This window comes from Bradyrhizobium neotropicale (genome assembly GCF_001641695.1).
Classification (GTDB): domain Bacteria; phylum Pseudomonadota; class Alphaproteobacteria; order Rhizobiales; family Xanthobacteraceae; genus Bradyrhizobium; species Bradyrhizobium neotropicale.
The window spans coordinates 15,024-37,443 of record NZ_LSEF01000026.1 but is presented as its reverse complement, the minus strand read 5'-3'; the positions used below and the strand labels follow the sequence as shown (position 1 = coordinate 37,443).

The 22,420-nt window shown below is 60.3% G+C and carries 17 protein-coding genes and 2 pseudogenes; 11 read left to right on the top strand and 8 right to left on the bottom strand.

Annotation, left to right across the window (positions count from 1 at the left end):
• The first annotated feature begins 71 nt into the window (after positions 1 to 71).
• From AXW67_RS05300 to AXW67_RS43755, 5 genes and pseudogenes are all read left to right on the top strand, one after another.
• Positions 72 to 953 carry a VOC family protein gene (locus AXW67_RS05300; protein WP_201723637.1) on the top strand — a complete coding sequence of 294 codons (882 nt, stop codon included), beginning with the start codon at positions 72 to 74 and terminating at the stop codon, positions 951 to 953.
• Between the two features lie 292 nt (positions 954 to 1,245).
• Positions 1,246 to 2,529, top strand: a complete 1,284-nt coding sequence (locus AXW67_RS05295) for an MFS transporter (RefSeq protein ID WP_063677006.1) — start codon at positions 1,246 to 1,248, stop codon at positions 2,527 to 2,529.
• Between the two features lie 277 nt (positions 2,530 to 2,806).
• Positions 2,807 to 4,209, top strand: a pseudogene (locus AXW67_RS05290) (aldehyde dehydrogenase family protein).
• Positions 4,210 to 4,372: 163 nt separating this feature from the next.
• Positions 4,373 to 4,687 (top strand): EthD family reductase, encoded by a 315-nt coding sequence (locus AXW67_RS05285; protein ID WP_063677083.1) that lies wholly within the window; start codon positions 4,373 to 4,375, stop codon positions 4,685 to 4,687.
• A 60-nt stretch (positions 4,688 to 4,747) separates the two neighbouring features.
• Positions 4,748 to 4,949, top strand: a pseudogene (locus AXW67_RS43755) (hypothetical protein); the annotation flags it as partial.
• Positions 4,950 to 5,030: 81 nt separating this feature from the next.
• On the opposite strand, the gene AXW67_RS05280 reads toward AXW67_RS43755, so the two are convergent.
• The 4 genes from AXW67_RS05280 to AXW67_RS05265 all read right to left on the bottom strand — a co-directional run bounded on the left by AXW67_RS05280 (position 5,031) and on the right by AXW67_RS05265 (position 8,798).
• On the bottom strand, positions 5,031 to 5,669 hold the full coding sequence (locus AXW67_RS05280; protein WP_063677005.1) for a TetR/AcrR family transcriptional regulator: 639 nt from the start codon (positions 5,667 to 5,669) through the stop codon (positions 5,031 to 5,033).
• A 401-nt stretch (positions 5,670 to 6,070) separates the two neighbouring features.
• Positions 6,071 to 6,925 (bottom strand): DODA-type extradiol aromatic ring-opening family dioxygenase, encoded by an 855-nt coding sequence (locus AXW67_RS05275; protein ID WP_488226171.1) that lies wholly within the window; start codon positions 6,923 to 6,925, stop codon positions 6,071 to 6,073.
• Positions 6,922 to 7,335 carry a DoxX family protein gene (locus AXW67_RS05270; protein ID WP_063677003.1) on the bottom strand — a complete coding sequence of 138 codons (414 nt, stop codon included), beginning with the start codon at positions 7,333 to 7,335 and terminating at the stop codon, positions 6,922 to 6,924. Before AXW67_RS05270 ends, AXW67_RS05275 begins: the two co-directional genes overlap by 4 nt.
• A gap of 608 nt (positions 7,336 to 7,943) precedes the next feature.
• Complete coding sequence (locus tag AXW67_RS05265) at positions 7,944 to 8,798, bottom strand: fumarylacetoacetate hydrolase family protein (RefSeq protein ID WP_063677082.1); 855 nt, start codon at positions 8,796 to 8,798, stop codon at positions 7,944 to 7,946.
• Between the two features lie 603 nt (positions 8,799 to 9,401).
• Here AXW67_RS05265 and AXW67_RS05260 point away from each other — a divergent pair.
• From AXW67_RS05260 to AXW67_RS05250, 3 genes are all read left to right on the top strand, one after another.
• Positions 9,402 to 10,283 carry an alpha/beta fold hydrolase gene (locus AXW67_RS05260; protein ID WP_161491226.1) on the top strand — a complete coding sequence of 294 codons (882 nt, stop codon included), beginning with the start codon at positions 9,402 to 9,404 and terminating at the stop codon, positions 10,281 to 10,283.
• A gap of 144 nt (positions 10,284 to 10,427) precedes the next feature.
• Entirely contained in the window at positions 10,428 to 11,315 is an 888-nt protein-coding gene (locus AXW67_RS05255; protein WP_063677001.1) for a VOC family protein, read from the top strand.
• A 280-nt stretch (positions 11,316 to 11,595) separates the two neighbouring features.
• Positions 11,596 to 12,465 (top strand): GntR family transcriptional regulator, encoded by an 870-nt coding sequence (locus AXW67_RS05250; RefSeq protein ID WP_201723635.1) that lies wholly within the window; start codon positions 11,596 to 11,598, stop codon positions 12,463 to 12,465.
• A gap of 134 nt (positions 12,466 to 12,599) precedes the next feature.
• Here AXW67_RS05250 and AXW67_RS05245 read toward each other — a convergent pair whose 3' ends face one another.
• The 4 genes from AXW67_RS05245 to AXW67_RS05230 all read right to left on the bottom strand — a co-directional run bounded on the left by AXW67_RS05245 (position 12,600) and on the right by AXW67_RS05230 (position 16,926).
• The gene (locus AXW67_RS05245; protein ID WP_063677000.1) at positions 12,600 to 13,595 is read right to left on the bottom strand and encodes a SphA family protein; all 996 of its coding nucleotides are present in this window, start codon (positions 13,593 to 13,595) and stop codon (positions 12,600 to 12,602) included.
• A gap of 88 nt (positions 13,596 to 13,683) precedes the next feature.
• Positions 13,684 to 14,904 (bottom strand): acyl-CoA dehydrogenase family protein, encoded by a 1,221-nt coding sequence (locus AXW67_RS05240; RefSeq protein WP_063676999.1) that lies wholly within the window; start codon positions 14,902 to 14,904, stop codon positions 13,684 to 13,686.
• Positions 14,905 to 14,920: 16 nt separating this feature from the next.
• On the bottom strand, positions 14,921 to 15,589 hold the full coding sequence (locus tag AXW67_RS05235) for a flavin reductase family protein (RefSeq protein WP_082907783.1): 669 nt from the start codon (positions 15,587 to 15,589) through the stop codon (positions 14,921 to 14,923).
• 671 nt (positions 15,590 to 16,260) lie between these two features.
• Positions 16,261 to 16,926 (bottom strand): TetR/AcrR family transcriptional regulator, encoded by a 666-nt coding sequence (locus tag AXW67_RS05230; protein ID WP_063676997.1) that lies wholly within the window; start codon positions 16,924 to 16,926, stop codon positions 16,261 to 16,263.
• Between the two features lie 147 nt (positions 16,927 to 17,073).
• On the opposite strand from AXW67_RS05230, the gene AXW67_RS05225 reads away from it, so the two are divergent.
• Genes AXW67_RS05225 through AXW67_RS05215 form a run of 3 tightly spaced genes read left to right on the top strand, consistent with a single transcriptional unit; the run spans position 17,074 to position 22,399 of the window.
• Complete coding sequence (locus AXW67_RS05225) at positions 17,074 to 18,198, top strand: efflux RND transporter periplasmic adaptor subunit (protein ID WP_082907781.1); 1,125 nt, start codon at positions 17,074 to 17,076, stop codon at positions 18,196 to 18,198.
• Positions 18,195 to 19,280 carry an efflux RND transporter periplasmic adaptor subunit gene (locus AXW67_RS05220; protein WP_082907780.1) on the top strand — a complete coding sequence of 362 codons (1,086 nt, stop codon included), beginning with the start codon at positions 18,195 to 18,197 and terminating at the stop codon, positions 19,278 to 19,280. Before AXW67_RS05225 ends, AXW67_RS05220 begins: the two co-directional genes overlap by 4 nt.
• Entirely contained in the window at positions 19,277 to 22,399 is a 3,123-nt protein-coding gene (locus AXW67_RS05215; protein ID WP_082907779.1) for an efflux RND transporter permease subunit, read from the top strand. Before AXW67_RS05220 ends, AXW67_RS05215 begins: the two co-directional genes overlap by 4 nt.
• The last annotated feature ends 21 nt before the right edge of the window (positions 22,400 to 22,420 follow it).

Below are 22,420 nucleotides of genomic sequence, written 5' to 3'. Positions count from 1 at the left end.
CCATGTCGTCCTGACTTGCCGCGATATTCGGCGCCAGCCGTGATTTCTACGCCGGCGCGCTCGGTCTGGTCGTGACCGACGAAACAAAGGACGCGCTCTATCTGCGCGGCCTCGAGGAGGCGAACTATTGCTCGATCGCCTTGCACAAGGACGAGGCCCCGCCGAAGGCACTGTACATCGGCATGCGTGTCGAGGACGACAGCCATTTCGAGCCGCTCACCGCTTACCTCAAGCGGAAGGAGATTTCTTACGAATTCGCCGATATCGCCCACCAGGGCAAAACGCTTCGCTTTCGCGACCCCACCGGGATTCCCGTCGAGTTCGCCGCTCGCAGGGACATCGTCGAGCGTCGGATGCAGGACTACCATACGTTTCGCGGCGGTAGCCCACAGCGCTTCGATCACTATCAGGTCGTGACGCACGATGTTCAGACCGCCACCGATTTTTGGAGCGAGTTGGGCTTTCGGCTGGCTGAATATACGGCACCGGCGAGCTCGGACGAGCTTTGGGGGGCCTGGCTGGAGCGCAAAGGTAACACCCACGACATAGTCTTCACCAACGGCAAGGGGCCGCGATTACATCACTTCGCCTTCACCGTTCCCGATGTGACGACGCTCATCCACGCCTGCGACGTCGTGTCGAGTCTCGGCTATCTCGACGTGATCGACCGTGGTCCTGGCCGTCATGGTCTCAGCAACGCGCTCTTCGTCTACTTTCGAGATCCGGACGGCCATCGCATCGAGCTCTTCAACACGCACTATCAGGTGATCGATCCCGAGACGCCGCCGATACGATGGGATCTGTCCAACCCGCGCCGTGCGCAGTTGTGGGGCATGCCTGCATCCAAGCGATGGTTCTTCGAAGCCAGCGAGTTCAAGGATTGTGCGCTGTTCGATCCGCTCCTGGTCGCCGAGCCGCTCACGCTGGAAAAATACCTGGAAGCGCAGGGCTGACCACAACCGACTGACGATCCATCGCCATTGCCGGCTTCGCACACAAAAATCCGGTACCGACCGCATGCCGTATCGGCAACCTGCGAGGTCGTGCACATCATCGAACGGCGGATCGTGTTTGAGCATGTCGAGGCGATCGTAGAGGCCGCCGGCGGGACGAGCGGCGACTGGGCGGGGTCGTTGCCGGGGTCTGCCTAAGCAGCGAGAGAAGCGGGTTGACCGGGTCTCTTCTTTATGAAACGATCCGTACTGTAATAAAAATCACAAAGGCAGGAAAGCTGGGGGCCCGGGGATGGACAGTCAAACTGGTTTGCGCGGCGAGCTATGGCGCGGTCGCAACGTGATTCTCGGCTGCCTCCTCGGCATGACGACCGGAGTGACGTCGATCTTTTTCTATAGTTCGGGGCTATTCCTAAAGCCGCTCGCAACCGAGTTCGGCTGGACCCGCGGGATGGCGTCCCTCGGCGTTCTGATCCCCATGCTGACTATCGGCATCATCAGCCCCCTCTCGGGTCAACTGGTTGATAGGTTCGGCGCTTTCCGAATGGCGCTTCTATCTGCAGGTGGATTGGCGCTGTCGTTTCTTTTGCTCGGCATCGCAACTACGGGATTGCTGAGCTTCCTGGTTCTTACGTTCCTTCTTGCTGTCCTTAGCAACGCGACAACCCCGGTCTCGTATGGACGCTTCGTCCTGGCCAATTTTCCGAGACATTTGGGACTCGCCTATGGGATCGTATATTGCGGACCTGGTCTTGGCGCGTTGCTGTTTCCATCGTTGGTCAACAAGCTGTTGACTGCCTACACTTGGCGCGGCGCCTACATCGGACTATCTGTGCTCGTCCTTGCGGCCATCCCGATCGTCGCTTGGCTGCTGAAGGACAAGTCCGCGCGTGACCCTGGTGAAGTTGGTGCCACACAATGGACGTGGAGGTTGTACGCCAACAAGCGCTTCATGCTATTGGCAGCAACTTTCCTGTTGGCCTCAATAGGGATATTCGGAACGATCGTTCACCTTGTTCCCATGCTGACAGATCGCGGCTTGTCGCCGGCCGAAGCGGCGCAGTTGGCCGGGCTTATGGGCTTCGCCGTCATTGTCGGGCGGTTGATCACCGGGTTTTTGCTAGACCGCCTGGAGGCGAACCTGCTTGCGGCGACCATCTTCGGACTGTCTGCTTGTGGTGTCGTCATGCTGGCATTGGGCAACTCAGAATTGATCTTGCCGGGAGCCTTGGCGCTGGGCTTCACCATTGGATCTGAACTCGATCTGGCCTTCTTCCTGATCGGTCGACGCTTCCCATCGAAGCATTTCAGCTCTCTCTTTGGCGGCATCATGCTTGCCGTATCGATCGGTGGCAGCCTGGGTCCGCTGGTGGCTGGCCTCGCATACGATGCGGCAGGCAACTACCTCCCGTGGTTCGCCCTGGCAGCATGCAGCATGCTGAGTGCTTCCATTCTCAGCCTGATTGGACGCTTGTCGGTCTTTCGAGCCGATCTGGCCAACCATGTCGGCGAAAGAACGGGGGCTGCATCGAAGATCGACGCTGCCGTTCATACGATCGCGCGGTCTGAACACTAGAGCATGATCCGGACAAGTGTGCAGCGGTTTTCCGAGACGATCATGCTGAAATGCGCGACGACGATTCAACCCAACCTCATCGCGCTTAGTTTCCGCATGGGCACGCCGAAGATGCATGATCGGCTTTGGCGTAAGCCCCGCGAGCCGCAGATCGAAAAGACGACGTCTGAATCCAAGCTGAGTGGCGTCCGCCTTCAAGACGGAGTGCATCTGAAGTCAAATAATGGACGCGACGACAATATCCCTAACGCCAAAGCGATCACGAGGAAGTGCACTGATGAGGACTTTTTCCCTTTTCATTGGAGGCCACCCCGTCGAGGGGATTGGGCGCCGCGACGTCATCAACCCGGCGACCGGCAAGTCCATGGGAACGATGCCGGTCGCAAGCGCGGCCGACCTCGACAGGGCAGTCGAAGCCGCTGCCGCGGCGTTTCGCGGCTGGAGTACCCGTCCAGACACCGAGCGCGCGCAGGCCGTTCGGGCTTGCGCCCGTGCGATCGAGACCCCGAGGAACTGGCCCAGTTGCTCACGCTTGAGCAGGGAAAGCCGCTTAACGGGCTCGGCTCCCGGTTCGAGATCGGCGGGGCGGTCGCTTGGACGGACGCGACGGCGCAACTAAGTCTGCCGCCGGAACTCGTGGAGGACGGGCCGCAAGGGCGAGTCGAAATTCATCGCAAGCCGATTGGCGTCGTCGGGGCGATCACGCCCTGGAACTGGCCCGTCATGATCGCCTGCTGGCACATCATGCCGGCGATCCGTGCCGGCAACACCGTGGTTATCAAGCCCTCGCCGTTGACGCCGCTATCCACCATCCGCCTGGTCGAAATTCTTGGCGGCGTGCTGCCGTCCGGCATCGTCAACGTGATCACCGGCGAAGATGCGTTGGGCGCGCTCATGTCGGCCCATGGCGGCATCGGCAAGATCACTTTCACCGGCTCGACCCAGACCGGGCGCAGAGTCATGGCAAGTGCCGCCGAAACGCTCAAGCGCCTCACGCTCGAACTCGGAGGCAACGATGCGGGCATCGTCCTGCCCGATTGCGATCCGAAGAAGATCGCTGAAGGCCTGTTCTGGGGCGGCTTCATCAATTCAGGTCAGACCTGTGCCGCCCTCAAGCGCCTCTATGTGCATGACAGCATATACGACCCCGTGTGCGCCGAACTCGCTGCTTTTGCAGCCGGCATTCCGGTCGGAAACGGGCTCGAGGAAGGCTCGATCCTGGGGCCCGTGCAAAACGCCCGCCAGCGCGACATCGTCGCTTCCTGTGTCGAGGACGCCGTCGCCAAGGGCGGACGGTTGCTGCTCGGTGGACGGCCCGGGAACGGCCCCGGATATTTCTATCCGAGCACGCTGGTGGCCGACGTCGAGCGGGGTTGCTCGCTGGTCGACCGCGAGCAGTTCGGCCCGGCTCTGCCGATCATCCGCTATTCGAGCACCGAAGAGGCGATAGCATTGGCAAATGACTCGCAGATGGGGCTCGTAGGCTCGGTCTGGAGTTCGGACATCAATCGCGCCAAGGAGGTCGCGTCCCAGCTCGAGACTGGCTCTGTCTGGATAAACCGGCATGGAGCAATCCAGCCGAACGCGCCGTTCGGCGGCGTCAAGCAGTCCGGCATCGGCGTCGAGTTCGGCCAGGAGGGGCTCAAGGAGTTTACCACGATCCAGACGATGTTTTGCTGATCACGCAGCACGATCTGATGGCCGCCGCTTGCAGCGTGCGACCATCGTGATCGGCGAAAAGGCTTCGGACATGATCCGGGAACGCGAGCTCGAGCCGGCCACGAACGTGTCAGTCGGTCGAGCGGCAAACACACATCACCATCGACGGGAGGAGATGGGACGCATGCGCAAGATCGTTGTACTCTATGGGCAACCGAAGGATCCGGATCATTTCCCGAGCTACTACGAGCAGAAGCACCTTCCATTGGCCGCTCAACTGCCCGGCCTCAGAGCCAGCCGGCACAGCTTCGATATTGCCGCGCCCGAAGGCCCCGCGCCCTTCTTCTGCATGTGGGAGGGCGAGTTCGACAGCGGCGAGGCCCTGGCCGGTGCGATGAGCTCGGAGATCGGCCGGCGGGTGGCCGCCGATACCGCGAACTACGCGACCGGTGGAGTGACCCTTTTCCATTGCGGACCAGTCGAGGGCAAAAAGAGTTGATATGGGCTGGGGAAAGTCGGGCGAACGAACTCTAGCACAAATCGGTTGGGAAGAACGGATGCGCTGGCCGAGCAGACATCGAAGACGACCGACGAGATCAGCAGATCAGCGGAATTCAATCCGCGACGCAGGACTCCGTCGGCGCCATCAAGGAGATCGGCGATACCACCGCCAGGACGTCGGCGATCGCGTCCGCCGTGGAAGAGCAGGGAGCTGCGACAAGCGAGATCTTCGCAACGTGCAGCAGGGCGTGCACGGAACTCATCTCGCGCTGTACATCCGGCGCGCAAACATTGGTCGGGAGCCAGGTGCCGCAGATCGCGGAACGGGTGAGGCGGGGCGGCTATTTCTTCGGGCCCGGCCGCGGCGCCTTCGGTTTCGCGTCGGTGGAGAACAGGGAATCCACGCTCTTGCAGAGCAGCCGGATGAACTCGTCGTCGAGCGGCTGACCGAAGATCAGACGGCGGTAGATCGGCGAATATAGCATCTCGACTGCCCACGCCGCATCGATATCGAGTCTGAACAAGCCCTCCTGCTGCCCGCGCTGAAAAGTCTCCTGTACGAGGCGCCGGCGGTTCTTGGAGAACCGTTCATTGAATTCGGCGAGCAGTGCATTGTTGTTGTGGCCTTCGCACAGGATCTGCACGACCAGCTTTCCGGCGCGCCCACTGAAATATTGCACGAGCGAGGTGAGATGCCGCTTGAGAGCAGTCCGAGGATCGACTGCGGTCGGCATCGGCGTATTGCTGAAATGGGATTCCATGAACGCGTCGATCACGAGTGCGCCCTTGCTGTCCCACCAGCGATAGATCGTCGCCTTCGAAACGCGCGCCTCGCGCGCGACCGCTTCGATCGCAAGGTCTGTGACCGACATGGTCTGGAGCAGGCTCATCGTCGCCGACAGGATCGATCGCCGCGAGGCGAGATCGCGCGGCCGTCCGATCGGCCTCGGATCAGCGGCGTCGGCGTCTTGAGAATTCATCTCTGCTTCAGTGGCAGCTCCCCTAGAGGTGCGTTTTGCTTGGATTGATGCCATGGCGGGTTCTGAGCGCTTGAATTAAAAATCGAGCCGGTTCGCCTCCGTAGCACAGCGTTACGGCTTTCGACAAACGCCCTTGCCTTGCTTCCATAGCCTTGCTGACGAACTCCCGCTCCTTGACAACTTCCATTCCATAGATACGATACGATACGTATTATTACAATATTCCGATCGCATTTGCGTGGTTGCGTTCGTGCCGATCGATGCCGCGCACGCATGGCAGGGACAGGTCGGCAGGTTCGCCAATATTCGCCGATAGCGACCGACATGGATGCGCTTAGGCACCGGTTTAGCGCAGATGCCGACGAATCCTGCACGAAAGCCTCGTCTCGTCGGCGACCGTATTACCTCTCGACCGACGACGTTTGCGTGCCAAGACATAGCGGATCGCCGAAACGGAAGCTCGATAGCGCCCAGCTCCCGAAAAAATCGTCCTGATGGAAGACGAGTGCGGCGGATTCCTTATCGGCTGCGCCGAGCGCCACCATGAGCGGGATAAGATGATCCTCGCGCGGATGAGCAGTGCGCGCATGTGGTGCCTGCGTCCAGGCGACAACGCGCCGACGCCGTTCGTCGGTCGATGTCGCAAGGAGCGTCTGCTGGAGCCAATCGTCGAACTGGCGGGAGGGCTCGACCGCGGCGGGGCCCCTGAGGCCGAGATTGTGGAAGCTCGAGCCGCTGCCGATAATCACGACGCCTTCGTCGCGGAGCGGAGCGAGCAATTGCCCGACCGACAGGTGTGCTTGTGGATCGAGGTCCTGCTTGATCGACAACTGAACGATCGGCATCTCGCCGTTCGGGCAGAGCGGCTTCATCAGGCTGAACGTCCCATGGTCGAAGCCGCGTTCGGGGTCGCTTTCGCAGGCAAAGCCGCCAGCCTGGAGCATGGCGAGCACCCGCACCGCAAGCTCCGGCGAGCCGGGCGCATCGTACTTGATGTCATAGAGATGCTCGGGGAAGCCGTAATAGTCGAACACCATGCCGGGCGCGGCCGCCGAAGAGACGGCAAACTCCGGCGTCTCCCAGTGTCCCGAGACGATCAGGGCAGCCCGCGCGGCGCTGCCCCACTCGTTCCGGATCGACAGCAGTGAAGCCTCGAGCTTGTCGAAGCGGCGGCGCATGTTGTCGTCCATGTATGGCCAAGGACCGCCGCCGTGCGAGATGTAGTAGGTCGGAAGCCGCCGCGCCGTCATGGTCATGCCCTCGCCAGACCCTGCCGCGAGCCCGACCACAAGCCGTCGATGCTCCAGGCGCCGGCCCCCGCAAAGACGAGATAGAGGAAGACGAAGCAGTACAGGATTGCGGCGTCGCCCTGGTTAACCGCGGGCCAGAAATTCTGTGGCATGTGGAACATGAAATAGGCAGCCGCCATCTCGCCGGAACAGATGAACGCGGCGCCGCGGGTGAACAGTCCGACCGCGATCAGCGCGCCGCCAATGACCTCGATCAGCGCCGCGACCAGCATGATGGCGGGCAGCGGGGTCGGCAGGCCGGGGATGGCGGCGGGGAAAGCGAAAAGCTTCATCAGCCCGTGCTCGATGAACAACAGGGCGGTGATGATCCTCAGCGCGGCGAGCGCGCGCGGCGACCAGGTTTCGAGGTCTAGCATCGGGTCTTGCTCCGGACGGTTTCGAGACCTCGCAGCTAGGGTTGTCCTCTGATTTGATCATTGGCTGATTTATTGAATGATCGTTTCCTCTGGATTGACGATAGGGAGCGAGGCTGGAAGATAGCGATGGACGAGTATCCGGGGGTCCTGCGCCATCGCGAGAGCTGCGGGAGGCCGCCGAGCGCCTCGGACTGTAGCCGGCTATGGCGAGCAAGCACGTCATGCACACCGAGGCGCATCCTTTGGTGCGGCTGCTCAGCCGGACCAGCCGGCGCGTCAGCCCGAGCGAGATCGGGAGGCTCCACTTCGAGCAGCCGCGACAGATAGTCGACAGGTTTGACGATCTGGACGCCGCGGCCAGCCAGGCCACAGTCACGCCAAAGGGGCGCCTGCGCCTGACTGCGCGGGTCTGGCTCGCAGGGTCCGCTGTTTGCGAGACTACTGGCCGATTACCGCGCGCGCTATCCGGACGTGACGCCGGAGGTCGACCTCAGCGGCCGGCTGATCAATCTCGTCGAAGAGGGCTTTTGATCTCGCGCTTCGCGTCACGGCCTCTCCCGATCCCGACTTGATCGCGCGCACGATTGCGCCAAGCCGTCAGGGCGCCATCAGTCGGACGGTTCTGCGGCGATCGGATTGGACAGCACGCCAACACCGGATATGTCGACCTCGATCGTGTCTCCCGCCCTCAACCAGACCTGTGGGTTGCGGAATGCGCCAACACCGCCGGTCGTGCCTGTGATAATGACGTCGCCCGGATTGAGAATGGTGAAAGTGGAACAATAAGCGATCAGTTGCGGCACGTCGAAGACAAGATCGGAGATAGACGCCTTCTGCATCACCGCGCCATTGAGCCGCGTCTCGATCGAAAGCGTCGCCGGGTCAGGAATTTCGTCGGTCGTGACCAGCCAAGGCCCGAACCCGCCGGTGCTGGGGAAGGTCTTGCCGGGCGTAAACTGCGTCGTATGAAACTGCCAGTCGCGGATACTGCCGTCATTGTAGCAGGAATAGCCGGCCACGTAGTCGAAGGCCTCGCTCGTCGGGATTCGCCGGCCACGCTTGCCAATGATCACCGCAAGCTCGCCCTCATAATCGAACTGCTCGGATTCGCGTGGGCGGATCATCGGCTGCTTATGGCCGACCTGGCTGTCAGGATACCGCACGAACATCATCGGCTTTTCTGGCCTGGGAAGACCGGCCTCAGCGATGTGGGTGGCATAGTTGATCCCGACACAGAGGATCTTGTCAGGGGTCGGGATGACAGGTTCGAAAGCGATATCGGAGAGCGGGATAGGAGTTGCCGATGCCGCTGCCGAATTGGCCGCATCGAGTCCTTCGCCGGCGAGCAGATCCTTCAAGGTCGGCGCGTGTGCGCCTAACACCGCGCCAATATCCCTTACGTTCGCACCATCAATGATGCCGTAGCTTGATCGTCCTTCGCGGCTGAAGCTCGCCAGTTTCACGTTGTTCTCCTGTATTCTTCGGCTGATGGTCCGCAGCTCCTCGGAAGACCCGCCGGAGTTGCACAGATGCAGCGTCCGGAATGCGAGCAAGCGAGAAGATCTTTGCCGCGCTGACGGTGGAGCGAGCAGTGAGCTGAAATGTTCGCAAAGCCATTCGCCGTCCACGCAGAATGATGAACTTTGGGATGCAGGCTTCGGCCTGCCGTCACATCCCGCGTCCCGTTTAACGCTCGCCCGGAGTAAAATCAATGAATATATATGATTTTTGTTGTTGTATATTTCGATCGTCGTGGCCTCCTCCCGGCTCAGGCTCTTTAAAGAACGGGAAGTAACTTATATTGTTCAGATATTTAAGGCCAAAACTTCAGAGGCTCGAAGTCGGGTCCTGACCTCTATAGCCAAGTGTCGATATCCCTCTCATCGCAAAATAATATAAAATCATTGACAGGATAGTTTTTTACTGCCTGAATTCACCTGAGGGCCCGTGCATTTGGGTTTTCCAAGGCTTCGACTTCTCGGAATGGCTGCTCGACCCCCTCAAAGGTGGGCCGCTGCAAACATCAAATGCCTTCGTGGGCTGCCTTCAGCGGATCAGGAGTGAATATGGCAACCGAAAACTACCAGAGCATTTGGACCCATCTGGCGACTTCTTCCTTCTGCCAGGGCTATGTCGATGCTGGTGGGGTAAGGACGCGCTACGTCAATGGAGGGCCGAAAGACGCGCCGAAGTTGATCATGCTGCACGGGATGGGCGGTAGTTGGGAGAATTGCTTCGCCAATTTTCCTGAACACGCAAAGCATTTCGACACTTACGCAATAGACATGCTCGGCCACGGCTTCACGGACAAGCCGAACCGCCTCATCACAACCGCGGAGTATGTGAATCATCTAAAGAACTTCATGGACGCGCTGAAGATCGACAAGGCGTCTTTCTTGGGCATCTCTCTCGGTTCTTGGGTCGCAACAAAGCTGGCGGCCAACCATCCTGACCGCGTCGACAAGGTGACGATGGTTTCTGCGTGGGGGCGGTTGGTCGCGAAGCCGGACATGGACAGTCCGTTCTTCAAGGAGGTCAGCAGGACACGCTTGTCCGCGGCGGCGAATCCCACCTGGCCATTGATGGAGAAGCTTTTCGAAGGGTTGATCGCCGATCCTGCAAAACGGCTTCCCGACGTTCTTGGCATCCGGCTCAAGATCTACAGCCAGCCCGACATGTCGCAGGCAATGGCAAACATCTTCAATGGCCTGGACTATTCGTGGACGGATGGTTTCGTCACGGACGAAGAGGCGCGCCGAGTGAAAAGTCCTTACCTGATCATTGCCGCCGTTGATCACAAGGACATCTTCCTGGAGTGCTCGTACGAATACGCGAAGCTTATTCCCCACAACCGTGTTGTCGAGCTCAGGGGGGCCTCGCATTGGGCGCAATGGGAAGCCGTCGAGGAATTCAATCACGTCAATCTGGAATTCTTGCGCAGCCAGTGAGCAGGCCGGCTGCTGCTCGTGGTGAATGAGCAGAGCCTGCTCGCTTTGGCGGAAGCCGGGCGCTGCTTTGTCCGGTGACGCAGCCGTACCGTTCTCAGCAATCAGGAGAGCGCGCCAAGTCGCGCCAAATCAAAGGGAAGAAACATGAGCTTTTTGGTCCAAAAATTGGGGTACGTCTCGCTCGGCGTCAAAGATCTCGCTCGCGCGGTCGAAGATTCCGTCAGGATCGCCGGTGTTCGCGTGACGGAAAAGTCTGGCAAGCGAGCCTTGCTTACGTCCAATCGTCGCCGAGCGGAGCTGGTGCTTCACGAAGCGCCGGACAACGGTTTTGCCGGCTTGGGCCTTGAAGCCGTCAACCCAGATACGATTGACGAAGCGAAGAAGCGCGCCATTGCCGCTGGCCTGCGCATCATTTCTGATAAGCCGCTGCTCGAGCTCGTCGAGAAAGCGGTGAGCTTTCAGACCAGCGCTGGGCACGTGATCGAGATTCACACGCCGGTGCCATCCAATCTACCCGTGCGCTATTCGGGTCCAGGTGTTCATCCCAGTTTCCTCGATCACGTGACGTTGGCGACCGTCGATGCGGAAAAGACCGCGGAAGAACTACAGCAGGTGCTCGGGATGAGGTTGTCCGAGCGCGACGTGGGAAACAATATGTTCTTCCTGCGCGGTGCGGACGGACGTCATCACACCGTTGGCCTGTTTCGCCAGGAAAAATCGGGCCTGCACCACTATAGCTGGGAATTCGCCGATTTCAGCGATTTCAAGCGGTTGGGGGATGTGATCGATGTTGAAGGCCGCAGTCTCATCTGGGGGCCGGGCCGGCACGGAGCAGGCGACAATATCTTCACCTATCATTTTGATTCCGCCGGCTTCATCGTCGAATGCACTTCCGACATGGCGATCATCCACGAGGAGAACTTCACGCCGCGGATATGCGACTTCACAAATCCGAAAGCTGGTAATCTTTGGTGTGCGATGCCGCCTCCCGCGGAATGGGTGGCACACTGCTCTCCGAATATCAGGGCTTGACTGTCTGCCTGAAGAGTTCTGAAGCCGGCGTCGGCGGCTTCAGAACTCGCCGCTTGAGAAAACGTGGCCGCGGACGAGGCCAATCGGCTCGGATGGACATGGGTCTATCTCCCGAAAAGAGGGGGAATGCCCCAATCGGCGCCGCGCGGCTAAGCCTGCTGCCCTTGCGAATTCTGCGAAATAATATATCCTGTCACGAATTGCATTAAATCGACGCCGGGTGGCAGTTGAAATCGATCGAAAAAGGGAATGCGGGGCCGGACCCGAAGCGATTGTCCGGATGGGACCGTATTTGCCCTGCTGGAAAAAATCTTACGCATATCCAGCGGCGCTTGAGCGCAGCGGCGAGCGGTTTCGCGCCGCGCTTGCCAAGCGATTGGCCGACCAGGGCTACACTTCCCACCCGAACAACTCTCGCTTGATCAAGACGAGCTGCACCATGCGCCTGAATTCCTCCCCACCTGCAAGCCGACGTACCATGGCGTCCATTCTTGCAGACAGATTACGTCAAGATGTCCTGACCGGAGCTCTCAAGCCGGGTGCACGTCTGACAGTCAAGGAACTCATCGAGCGCTATGACGCCGGCGCTATTCCTCTTAGGGAGGCGCTGTCTCGCCTATCGTCGACTGGCTTCGTCACGGCCGAAGACCAGCGGGGATTCAAAGTCACGGAGATTTCGGAAGAGGAGGCGTTGGACATACACAACCAGCGCTCCGAACTGGAGTGCATTGCTCTGCGTAAATCGATAGAGCTGGGCTCCGTCAAATGGGAAGCTGACCTCGTTGCCACATATCACACGCTGGCCCGTCTCCAATCGACCATCGAAGGCCAGGCGCTGACGTGCAATCCGGAATGGGAAGCTCAGCACACCAAGTTTCATTTGCAGCTCGTCAGTGCCTGCGGGTCACAGTGGCTAATGCGGTTCATCCAGATGCTCATCGATAGCAGCTCCCGCTATCGACAGCTGAGTGGCTACTTGCACGTGGCTTCATCGAGCAAGAGAGACGTTGGAGCGGAGCATAAGGCGATCATGGATGCGGCACTTGCGCGCGACGCGGATTTGGCCTGCGCGCTTTTGCGCGCGCACTACAGAGACACGATGCGCATCGTGGTCGAAATGATCAAGAATGCTCGCGCTCCAGGCGGTTAGGCGCCGAGGCATGGCCTTCGACAAAAATCGGTCGGATCGGCCTGATGCCCGAAACACCCAATATCTGAGCTAGTGCTTGCATCTCGGATCCTCCAATACGGCCGACAAGATGACGCCTCGATCGAAACATTGTGCTATTTGCGAAGGCGCGGAAGCGATGGAGAAGCTGCTGCGTCGGGCGCCCAGATGCGGTAATTGAGCTGAGCGAACACCGAAAACCCTTTGCTGATCGTTGCCGTGTCGACTCCCAGGGAGGCCGCAGTGCCGCCCGAAGCAGTCGACGACAGCTCCTGTGTGCCCCAGACCGAGAGGCTCACCGGGCCGAAGTCGTACCCGATCATGCCGCCCGCGGCCCAGACGTCGTAGCGGTTGAGGTTGATTGCTCCACCATAGAAGGCACTCGACCTGTCATTGGTTATTTGCCCCGCATAGTAGGCAACCGGACCAAACGTCCATTTCCCGATGGTCTTCGTTGCCGTGAATTCAGCGTGGAGGACGTCGCCGCTGCGATAGTTCGTTCGGGAGTTTGCAGTATTGATCTCGTCGAACACGTTGATCGTGAGATTCCATCCGTCCTTCAGGTAAGAGAAGACGATGTTGGGTTGGAATGTCCACCACGGATTTCCTACATTTGAGAGCCCGGTTGGCCCCTGCAGAGTACCCGTGGGTGCGTACAGCCCCAGCCCGGCTTTCACGAAGAAGCCGCTGTCGCCCAATCTCCAGCTCAACTCGTTCGCCAGGAACATGTTGTGTACACCGGAGGGGTTGACGTCGATTGGAGGGCCGACGCTTGCAGAAACGAACGGCACCACCGCGACTGCGTCATACGATGCGCCAAGAAAATTCCAGCCAGGCACCCAGAGCAAGCCCTGCCCAAACACGTCGACTTTCACACCAGTCGCCGCTCCTCCGGGATTAGCCGGGGCGCCCGGACCGACCAAGCTCGACTGATAGGTGAACGCTTGATCGAACCCGTAGAGCCCAGGTGGCGGGGCCGCAGCTGCAGCTCCGAGGACGACCCCTGGCTTCTGGGCCCAGCCGGGCGAACCAAACTCATACGCGTTGGCCGCCGTAGCAACGGCCGACAAAGTCAGCACTCCGGCCGCCACGGCGACGTTGCGTTTCCTCATCAGTCCTCTCCTGTTTTTTCGAATGTCCCGCAACGGGTCTGTCGATTGGCCGCCAGCAGGAAGTCTGCTGATGCGATCTGGCCTCAAATCATGTTGGTAAGGTGCGCCGGATCCCCCCGATCAGCGCTCGACCAAGAACTTCATCGCCCAACGCTGTCGAAACGAAGCCATGTCGCGCCACGATGTTGATATCCCGCCAAATTCGCTGCATCGGATTGGTTTCCGCGAACGAGCCGGTGCCGTGAGCTGTCAAGAGCAAGTCGACGGCAGCGATTGTTTCACGGGATATCTGGCCGCAGATCGCGCGGATCCGTGCGCGTTCCAGAAGGCTCAGGGCCCGATTGCTGCGTGCGGCTTGGTCCAAAAACTCCAGCCATTTCTCCGCCAGGGCCTGGGCGCCTTCAATCTTGAGCGCCGCCTGAGCCACGGTGATCTGAAAGCTGGTGGATTGAGTCTGCTTGAGATAGGTCGAGAAAGGCACCGCTCGCTTGTCGGCCATTTCAAGCGTGTAATTTAGGGCCGCTCGAGCGAGGCCGATGTGAGTTGGAGCTGTCGATAGTCCTAGCGATGCGACGAAGGAGCCGCGATAGATGACCTCATCCTTGAACTCGCTAGGATAATTGCCAGATGCGAATTCGATCAGCGGAAACACGAGATGATCGGGGACAAAGGCGTCTTCGATGATGGTGCATGCGCTCGCCGTCCCTCGCATGCCCGCAACGTGCCAGGTGTCCTCGATTCGGTAGTCCTTCTTTGGCACGAGCATTGCGATTGGCTGCACAATCTCGCCATTGCTCGCGACTTCCAGAGAGGAGGCAAAAACCCAATCAGCGAACTGACTTCCCGTGGAATAGTACGATTTGCTGTTCAAAATGACGCCGCCGTCGACTCGCCTTGCGGAGCCCGCTGGGGTCACCTGGCCCATGATCTTTGTGTTCGGGTTCTTCCCCAGGATTTCATGCTGGACCCGCTCCGGAAGACATCCGACAAGCCAGCCCATATCGGTCAGAATGTAGTAGACCCATGCGGTCGAGCCGCAGCCTTCGGCAATCGCTGAAATCACATCCAGCCGCGTACGAAAGGTGCTTTGGTAGCCGCCGAGACGGGCAGGCGTAAGGATCCGTAGAAGGCCCGCATTTTCGATGGCGTCCATGTTCTCCTGCGGAATCCTCCGGCTCCGGTCGGTCTCCGCCGCATTCTTCTTCAGGATTGGGAGCAGTGCTCGAGCACGGGCCGTAAGCTCTTCGCGAAGATTCGCCTCATCTACGTCCGTGCGAGCCGTTACTTTCTTTGCTTCGATGTTGGACATCTTCGTCTTTCCCTTCTTACTCGACTGCCATGTCGGGCCAGAACAACCGAAGCGATTGCCGCTCGTCGCCCGTGCGAGATCTGAAATCGCCAAATTCGCCACTGAAGTAGATGAGGGGATCGCTGCCGCTTGCGATAGCAAGTGTCCGGACTTGCCCGATGTAGAGCAGGTGGTCTCCAACCTCATGGATGTCGACGACCTGCGCGACTAACTGCGCGAGGCTGCCGGCAACGACTTGAATCCCATCCATTTCCTCGAGGAGAATGCTTCCCTGGAAGGGTCTGCCCGCGTACTTGTTGCAAATCTCTCGTTGTTCGCCAGTGAGCAGGCTCACGCCGTAATGGTCTCCCTTCCGAACGTGCGTACAGAATCGTGATGCCTTTCGAATCGAAACCAAGACGAGCATCGGATCCAAGGAGACCGACATGAACGCGTTCGCCGTAAGGCCCCCGTGTTCACCGCCCGCGTCAAAAGTCACGACCGTAACGCCGGTGGCGAAGCGAGCCATTGCTTCCTTGAACCGGGCGCTGGAGGGAGGATCAGAACGAGCCGAACTGGCGTCAGAGATCGTAACGCCGATAGGCGGACCGGCATTTGCGGATGCCCCTTCGCTGACTTTGCAGGATGGGACAGCGCTGGCTGGTGGAGAACCCGTGGAGCAGTCGATCTGATTGCCGGGGTACATTGTATCTCCTCCTAAGCAGTTCTCATCATCATCACCGCATCTCCGCAGCGATCACGGCGGCTGGTTGCCGGACGTTTAAAAGTTCGCGTGACTGAGCCGCAGGTGAGGGCTCTCCAACTTGGGGACGAATACCGAGGCGGCGCCTGCGGATCTGCCAAAGCCGATGCGTCCGCTGCCTATGGAGGCCGGGAGCGGGTCCATGCGATTGCGTGAAGATTGTTCCACAAGGAAAAGCTCGCAAAGGTAGAATCGACGAGCTTGCCCGAACGTCGCGAACCAAACGCTATGGAGACCATCCAATCGCTCCTCCCGTTGCATTTGACGGAACGCATGGCCGTACCCATGCGACCTAAGCCATCGGAGCGAGGCGCACCCCTGACAGGCCGTGGAATTATATATTATTAGTCGAATCATATATGATTTGTTGAACTGCAAGCGATTTCGACTGCGCCACTGCCCAAAGGGCTTCCGTCAATGACGAGGATCTTTCATCCCGCCGTCAGTAAGCAGGGAGTGTCGAGACGGTGAGGCGCTTTCGGGATGCAGAGCGCCATCCTTCGATTGCGATCGAAATGAAGGGTCGATGTGTCGAGGGCAAACGCCCTGCGCTTACGCCAAGCATCTACGCGAATATCGAACCGACACGATGCGGCTCCTCTGGCGTATCATGTTCACGAGCAGAGGATCGCGCGCATGACTGTGACGAGGCGCCGACGCATCTGATCGTCGTTTCCGGCGGCCGGCACAAAGCGCGCGATTTGCTCGCGAGTAACCAGCGTCATCGCCATCGCGCCTATCGCAGCAAAGAACGCGAAGTTCGCATCAAACCTGGGATCGCCGACCTCGCGATGGGCGGTCTCGATCAAGGGCACCAGGATCTGACGCAGCGGATCGGTCAATGCGCTGTGAAGCAGCGCCACTTGCTCGCTCTCCTCGCCCTTGACGAGCTCCTTGACAATGAACTGCGGGAATTGGGGCCTTTGGCAGGCCAGGGCGATCAATTGCTCGATGGCGAGTTCAAGGCGGCTGCCCGTTGAAACATCGGCATGATCAACTTGCAGCGATGTTAGGGAAGCGATCGTCTCGCGCGAGAACCTTTCGACCACAGCCTTCCACAATTCGAGCTTGGATCCGTACCGGTAGGCAATCAGCGCCACATCAATATTCGCCGCGGCTGCGATTGAGCGCAGGCTCGTCTTGTCAAAGCCATGTTTGGCAAAGGCATCGAGGGCGGCCTCGAGAAGTGTCTCCTCGTTGCGTTCCGTCCCCTTGCGTGGCCGACCACGCGTTCTCGTCACCTCACGGGTTTTCAAAAGCACCTCCATCACGTGCTGCATGCTTGACCCTAACGCCATCCCTGAATATATTCAACGTATGTTGAATTTATGGTTCTGAAGCGCCACCGGCCGTCAGGACCATCCATGACGGTGAGGGGCGACGTCCCTTTTCGCTGAAAACGTTCAATAATTCAGAGGCTTGTGGGTATGCCGACCAACGACGATGAGCCGCATGTACTCGCCATGCGACGCGGCGCGAGCCTGAAGGTCTGTATGGCATCTGTGGCGCTTGCACTGCTGGCGAATGGAGCGGTGCGTGCCGCCGATCAGCCCACCGGACTCCTACGCGTGGCCGCTGCAATGCCGCGTCGACAGTACCTGGTCCCCGATCTGCCTCTCACGGGGACCATCCAGGCGCGTGTCTTGTCGAATGTCGCCTTCCAGACCAGCGGGCGCGTGACACGGCGGAACGTCGAGGTCGGCCAGCATGTCAATGCAGGCGACATCCTCGCGCTTCTCGATCCAACTGAGTTGCAGGCTGATCTTGTCAGTGCCGAGGCGGCCCTGAATTCAGCCAACGCCCAACTGACGGAGGCGCAGAAGAACTTCGACCGGCAGCAATCTCTGCTCAGCAGCGGCTCGACGACCCGCGAGCGCTTCGATCAGGCTGTAGCGGCGCTTCGGACCGGAGAGGCGCAGGTCAACAGCGCCCAAGCTGCTTTGAATACGGCCCGTGAACGGCTCACCTATTCGGAGCTGACAGTGGGGCGAGGCGGGGTCATCGTGTCGCGAACCATCGAAGTCGGTCAAGTGGTGCAGTCCGGACAGACCGTCTTCGCCCTCGCGGAGGATGGTCCTCGCGATGCTGTCTTCCAGGTGCCAGAGGTCGCGCTGACCAAGCCGCCCAACGACAGGACTGTCGATATCACCTTGCAATCAATGCCGGGCGTCACCGCAGTGGGCAGCGTACGCGAGATATCCCCGATCCTTGATCAAACCACCGGTACCGTAACTGTCAAGATTGGCATCGAGCAGACTCCGCCGGGGATGACGCTTGGTTCGGCGGTCATCGGACGAGCGCGCTGGGAGTCGTCGCCGGCTTTCGTCATCCCATGGAGCGCGATGTTTTCCGCAAATGGCAAGCCTGCGGTCTGGGTGCTGGACGCCGTCAACACGGTTTCGCTCCGTGAGGTTGTCGTGAAGGACTATCTCACCGGTGTGGTGGCCTTGACTGATGGTCTCAAAGAGGGCGAGCGAGTCGTCACGTCGGGCGTTCAACTGCTCTATCCGGGGCAACAGGTCGTAGTTGCCGTCGATGGAGCCGCGCCATGAGCTTGCGCTCGACCTCTGTCGCTTCGCGGCTCATTGCCGTCGCCTGCCTCGCGGTGTTCTCCGGATGCGAAAAGAAGTCGTCCGAGGCACCAGTGCTTCGTCCCGTGCTTAGCAAGCTCGTGCAGCCGGTGTCCGGCACCGTGGACTACTTCACTGGCACGGTGCAGCCTCGCTATCAGGCCGAGCTTGGGTTTCAAACGATCGGCAGAATGATCGCGCGCGACGTCAACGTCGGCGACGTCGTCACCAAGGGGCAGAAGCTTGGGTCGCTCGATCCGACCGTGGCCCGGCTGGCCGTTGTGTCCGCGCAGGCCAACATCGTCAATGCCCGGGCGGTCCTCGCCAACGCGGAAGCCACGCTGGAGCGAAAGCGCGCCTTGGCCAAGACAGGCAGCGGCACTCAGGTGGACCTCGACACGGCAACGGCAAGTGAGCAGACCGCACAGGCGCGCGTTACCCAGGCCGAGGCAAGCCTGCAAAAGGCCGTCGAGCAACTCGGTTACACGTCATTGAACTGCAGCTATGACGGCGTCGTTGTGTCCTGGTCTGCCGAGGTCGGACAGGTGGTGTCGCTCGGACAGACGGTCGTCACCATCGCGCGTCCGGAGATTCGCGATGGCGTGTTCGACATTCCGGACGACCGCATCGACCGTCTCGTTCCAGGATCGACCTTCCAGGTCTCTCTTCTCGTTCAGAGCAGCGTCAGGGCCCGGGCGATCGTCCGGGAGATCGCACCGCAATCGGATACAACCACCCGAACGCGGCGAATCCGCTTCACGCTCGAAGATCCGCCCGACGCATTTCGGCTTGGCACCACGATCAGCCTTGCCGTCGCCAGGCCGGAGGATGTGCATATCGATATCCCACCCGGCGCGATCCTAAATCGGAACGGCCGCGACAACATCTGGATCGTGGGAGCCGACAGCAAGGCGAGCCTGCGTCCGGTCACCGTCGGCGCCCGCAACGGCGACCGCGCTGCCGTCACGTTCGGACTGACGTCCGGCGACCGCGTCGTCATCGCAGGCGCGCATTCCCTTTTCGAGGGACAATCCGTGAAATTGCTGCAAGAGGATCAGCCGTGACGTCCTTCAATCTGTCGGAATGGGCCCTCAGGCACCGCTCGTTCGTCTGGTTTCTGATGGTCGTGTCCGCCATCGCGGGTTTGCTGGCCTATCGCAGCCTCGGGCGCGAGGAAGACCCTCCCTTTACGATCAAGACCATGGTGATCCAGCAGAAATGGCCCGGCGCAACCGTGGGCGACATGCTGAACCAGGTCACCGAGCGGATCGAAAAGGAAGTCAAGCAGATCGACGCGGTGGACTACGTCAAGAGCTACACCACGCCCGGTCAGGCGACCGTATTGGTGAACCTGAAGGACACCACCAAGCCGAAGGACGTGCCGTGGCAGTTCTATCAGGTGCGCAAGCATATCCAGGACATTCAATACACGATGCCCTCGGGCGCCGGCGCGCCATCCTTCAATGACGAGTTTGGCGATGTGTTCGGCAATATATATGCGTTCACGTCCGACGGGGTCACCCAGCGGCAACTGCGCGACTATGTCGAGAGGATGCGCTCGGAAATCCTGAGCGTGCCGGGCGTCGGCAAGATCACGGTGATCGGCGCGCAGGACGAGGTGGTCTATCTCGATATATCGACGCGCAAGCTGGCGGCTCTCGGCCTCAACATGCAGTCGCTGATCGCGACGCTGCAGAACCAGAATGCCGTGCAGCCATCGGGAGTGGTGCAGGCGGGGCCGGAGCAGGTCTCCCTGCGCGTCAGTGGTCAATTCGTCTCTGAACAAACCCTTCGCGGCATCAACCTGCGCATCGACAACCGCTTCTTCCCGCTCAGCGACGTCGCCACCATCAGCCGCGGCTATCGCGACCCTCCCGACCCGCTGTTTCGCGTCGACGGCAAGCCGGCGATCGGGCTCGGCATCGCTATGGTCCGCTCCGGCAACGTATTGCAGTTCGGCGAAGCGCTGAAGGCGAAGATGCAGGAAATCCTTGCGACGCTTCCCGTCGGCGTGGAGGTCCATCTCGTTTCCGATCAGCCGAAAGTGGTGGAAGAGGCCGTCGGAGGCTTTACGGAGGCGCTGGTGGAAGCCGTCGCCATTGTGCTGGTGGTGAGCCTGATCAGCCTGGGGCTCAGGGCGGGACTGGTGGTCTCGTTCTCGATCCCACTCGTGCTGGCGCTCGTGTTCGTGGTCATGCAGTATTTCGGCGTGACGTTGCAGCGGATTTCCCTCGGCGCGCTCATCATCGCGCTCGGGCTTCTGGTCGACGATGCCATGATCACGGTCGAGATGATGGTCCATCGCCTCGAGCTTGGAGATGACCTGCGCAGTGCGGCGACATTCGCCTACACGTCGACCGCCTTTCCCATGTTGACGGGCACGCTGGTGACGGTTGCGGGCTTCATCCCGATCGGTTTCAATGGTTCCTCGGCGGGCGAATACACCTTCACGCTGTTCGTCGTGATCGCGGCGTCATTGCTGATAAGCTGGCTGGTCGCGGTGCTGTTCGCGCCACTGATCGGCGTGAAGATCTTGCCGAGGACCATGAAGCGTCATGGCCATGCGACTCAGGACCGCGTGTCACGATACTTCGCCGCCATGCTTCAGGCCGCGATGCGCTTTCGCTGGGTCACCATCGGCGGAAGCATCGGCCTTCTTGCCGCGGCGATCGTGGGCATGGGATTCGTCCAGCAACAGTTCTTCCCGTCATCCGATCGGCCGGAATTGCTGGTCGACGTGACGTTGCCGCAGGGCAGTACCATTCTGGAGACAAAAGCGCAGATGGATCGGTTCGAGAAGTCGCTCGCCGGCGATCCGGACATCGCGAGTTGGAGCTCCTATGTCGGACAAGGCGCGATCCGGTTCTACCTGCCGCTCGACCAGCAACTGGCCTTCAACTATTTCGGGCAGATCGTGGTCGTCACCAAGTCCCTTGAAGCGCGCAACAGGGTTGAGGAGCGAATGCGCAAGACTGCGGCCGATCAGTTCGTCGGCATCAATTTCTTCGTCCATCCGCTCGATCTTGGGCCTCCGGTCGGCCGTCCTGTACAGTACCGCATCAGCGGACCCGATATCCAGCAGTTGCGCGCCAAAGCGCTGGAGGTCGCCAGGATCATGAGCGAGAACGCGCACCTGGATCCCCCGACCTTCGACTGGAACGAGCCAGGCAAGGTCGTGCGCATCGACATCGCTCAGGACAAGGCGCGGCAACTCGGAATCAACTCCGCCGATATTGCCGCGATCCTGAATGGCATGGTCGGTGGAACCTCAATCACGCAGATCCGCGACAGCATCTATCTCGTCGACATCGTCGGCCGGGCCGGCAATGACGAGCGAAGCCGGATCGAAACGCTGCAAGGGTTGCAGATTCCAACCGGCAACGGGCAGGTCGTGCCGCTCCTGTCTTTCGCGACGCTCCGCTACGATCTCGAGCAGCCGATCGTGTGGCGGCGAGATCGTGCCCCGACCATTACGGTCCGAGGCACCATCCGCGATGCGACGCAACCGGCTACCGTCGTTCAGCAGCTTGCGCCGGCGATGGACGCCTTCGCCAAGAGCCTGCCGGTGCCGATGAAGATCGCCACCGGGGGAGCGGTGGAGGAGAGTGCGAAGGGACAGGCGCCGCTGGTTGCGGTCGTGCCGCTGATGCTGCTGACGATGGCATTCTTCATCATGGTTCAGCTCCAGAGTATTCAGAAGATGTTCCTCGTCGTGAGCGTGGCGCCGCTCGGTCTGATCGGAGTCGTAACCGCCCTGCTCGTGTCGGGGAAACCGATGGGATTCGTCGCGATCCTCGGCACCCTGGCGCTGATCGGAATCATCATTCGCAATTCGATCATCCTGATGGCGCAGATCGACGAGGCGCTGGAAGGCCATGATCCCTGGACGGCGGTCATGCTGGCGACGCAGCACCGCATGCGGCCGATCCTGCTCACGGCAGCGGCGGCCAGTCTTGGCATGATTCCGATCGCGCCGCAGGTGTTCTGGGGACCGATGGCCCTGTCGATGATCGGCGGCATCATTGCAGCAACCTTCCTGACACTGTTTTTTCTGCCGGCGCTTTACGTGACCTGGTTTCGCGTTCCGGCTCCCCCCGATAAGGCGCAATCGGATGTCGACGAGCCGCTGGGCGAACCGGCCAATGCCGCTCCGGTGCTTGGATCCCAGGGGGTTGGCACCTAAGGGCGCGCGACATCTGCTCGA

Bases quoted from the DNA above. Each gene is read 5' to 3' on its own strand.
- AXW67_RS05295 (WP_063677006.1), top strand. From the start codon at position 1,246: ATGGACAGTCAAACTGGTTTGCGCGGCGAGCTATGGCGCGGTCGCAAC.
- AXW67_RS05285 (WP_063677083.1), top strand. From the start codon at position 4,373: ATGCGCAAGATCGTTGTACTCTATGGGCAACCGAAGGATCCGGATCAT.
- AXW67_RS05280 (WP_063677005.1), bottom strand. From the start codon at position 5,669: ATGAATTCTCAAGACGCCGACGCCGCTGATCCGAGGCCGATCGGACGG.
- AXW67_RS05275 (WP_488226171.1), bottom strand. From the start codon at position 6,925: ATGACCATGACGGCGCGGCGGCTTCCGACCTACTACATCTCGCACGGC.
- AXW67_RS05270 (WP_063677003.1), bottom strand. From the start codon at position 7,335: ATGCTAGACCTCGAAACCTGGTCGCCGCGCGCGCTCGCCGCGCTGAGG.
- AXW67_RS05260 (WP_161491226.1), top strand. From the start codon at position 9,402: ATGGCAACCGAAAACTACCAGAGCATTTGGACCCATCTGGCGACTTCT.
- AXW67_RS05255 (WP_063677001.1), top strand. From the start codon at position 10,428: ATGAGCTTTTTGGTCCAAAAATTGGGGTACGTCTCGCTCGGCGTCAAA.
- AXW67_RS05250 (WP_201723635.1), top strand. From the start codon at position 11,596: ATGGGACCGTATTTGCCCTGCTGGAAAAAATCTTACGCATATCCAGCG.
- AXW67_RS05245 (WP_063677000.1), bottom strand. From the start codon at position 13,595: ATGAGGAAACGCAACGTCGCCGTGGCGGCCGGAGTGCTGACTTTGTCG.
- AXW67_RS05240 (WP_063676999.1), bottom strand. From the start codon at position 14,904: ATGTCCAACATCGAAGCAAAGAAAGTAACGGCTCGCACGGACGTAGAT.
- AXW67_RS05235 (WP_082907783.1), bottom strand. From the start codon at position 15,589: ATGTACCCCGGCAATCAGATCGACTGCTCCACGGGTTCTCCACCAGCC.
- AXW67_RS05230 (WP_063676997.1), bottom strand. From the start codon at position 16,926: ATGCAGCACGTGATGGAGGTGCTTTTGAAAACCCGTGAGGTGACGAGA.
- AXW67_RS05225 (WP_082907781.1), top strand. From the start codon at position 17,074: ATGCCGACCAACGACGATGAGCCGCATGTACTCGCCATGCGACGCGGC.
- AXW67_RS05220 (WP_082907780.1), top strand. From the start codon at position 18,195: ATGAGCTTGCGCTCGACCTCTGTCGCTTCGCGGCTCATTGCCGTCGCC.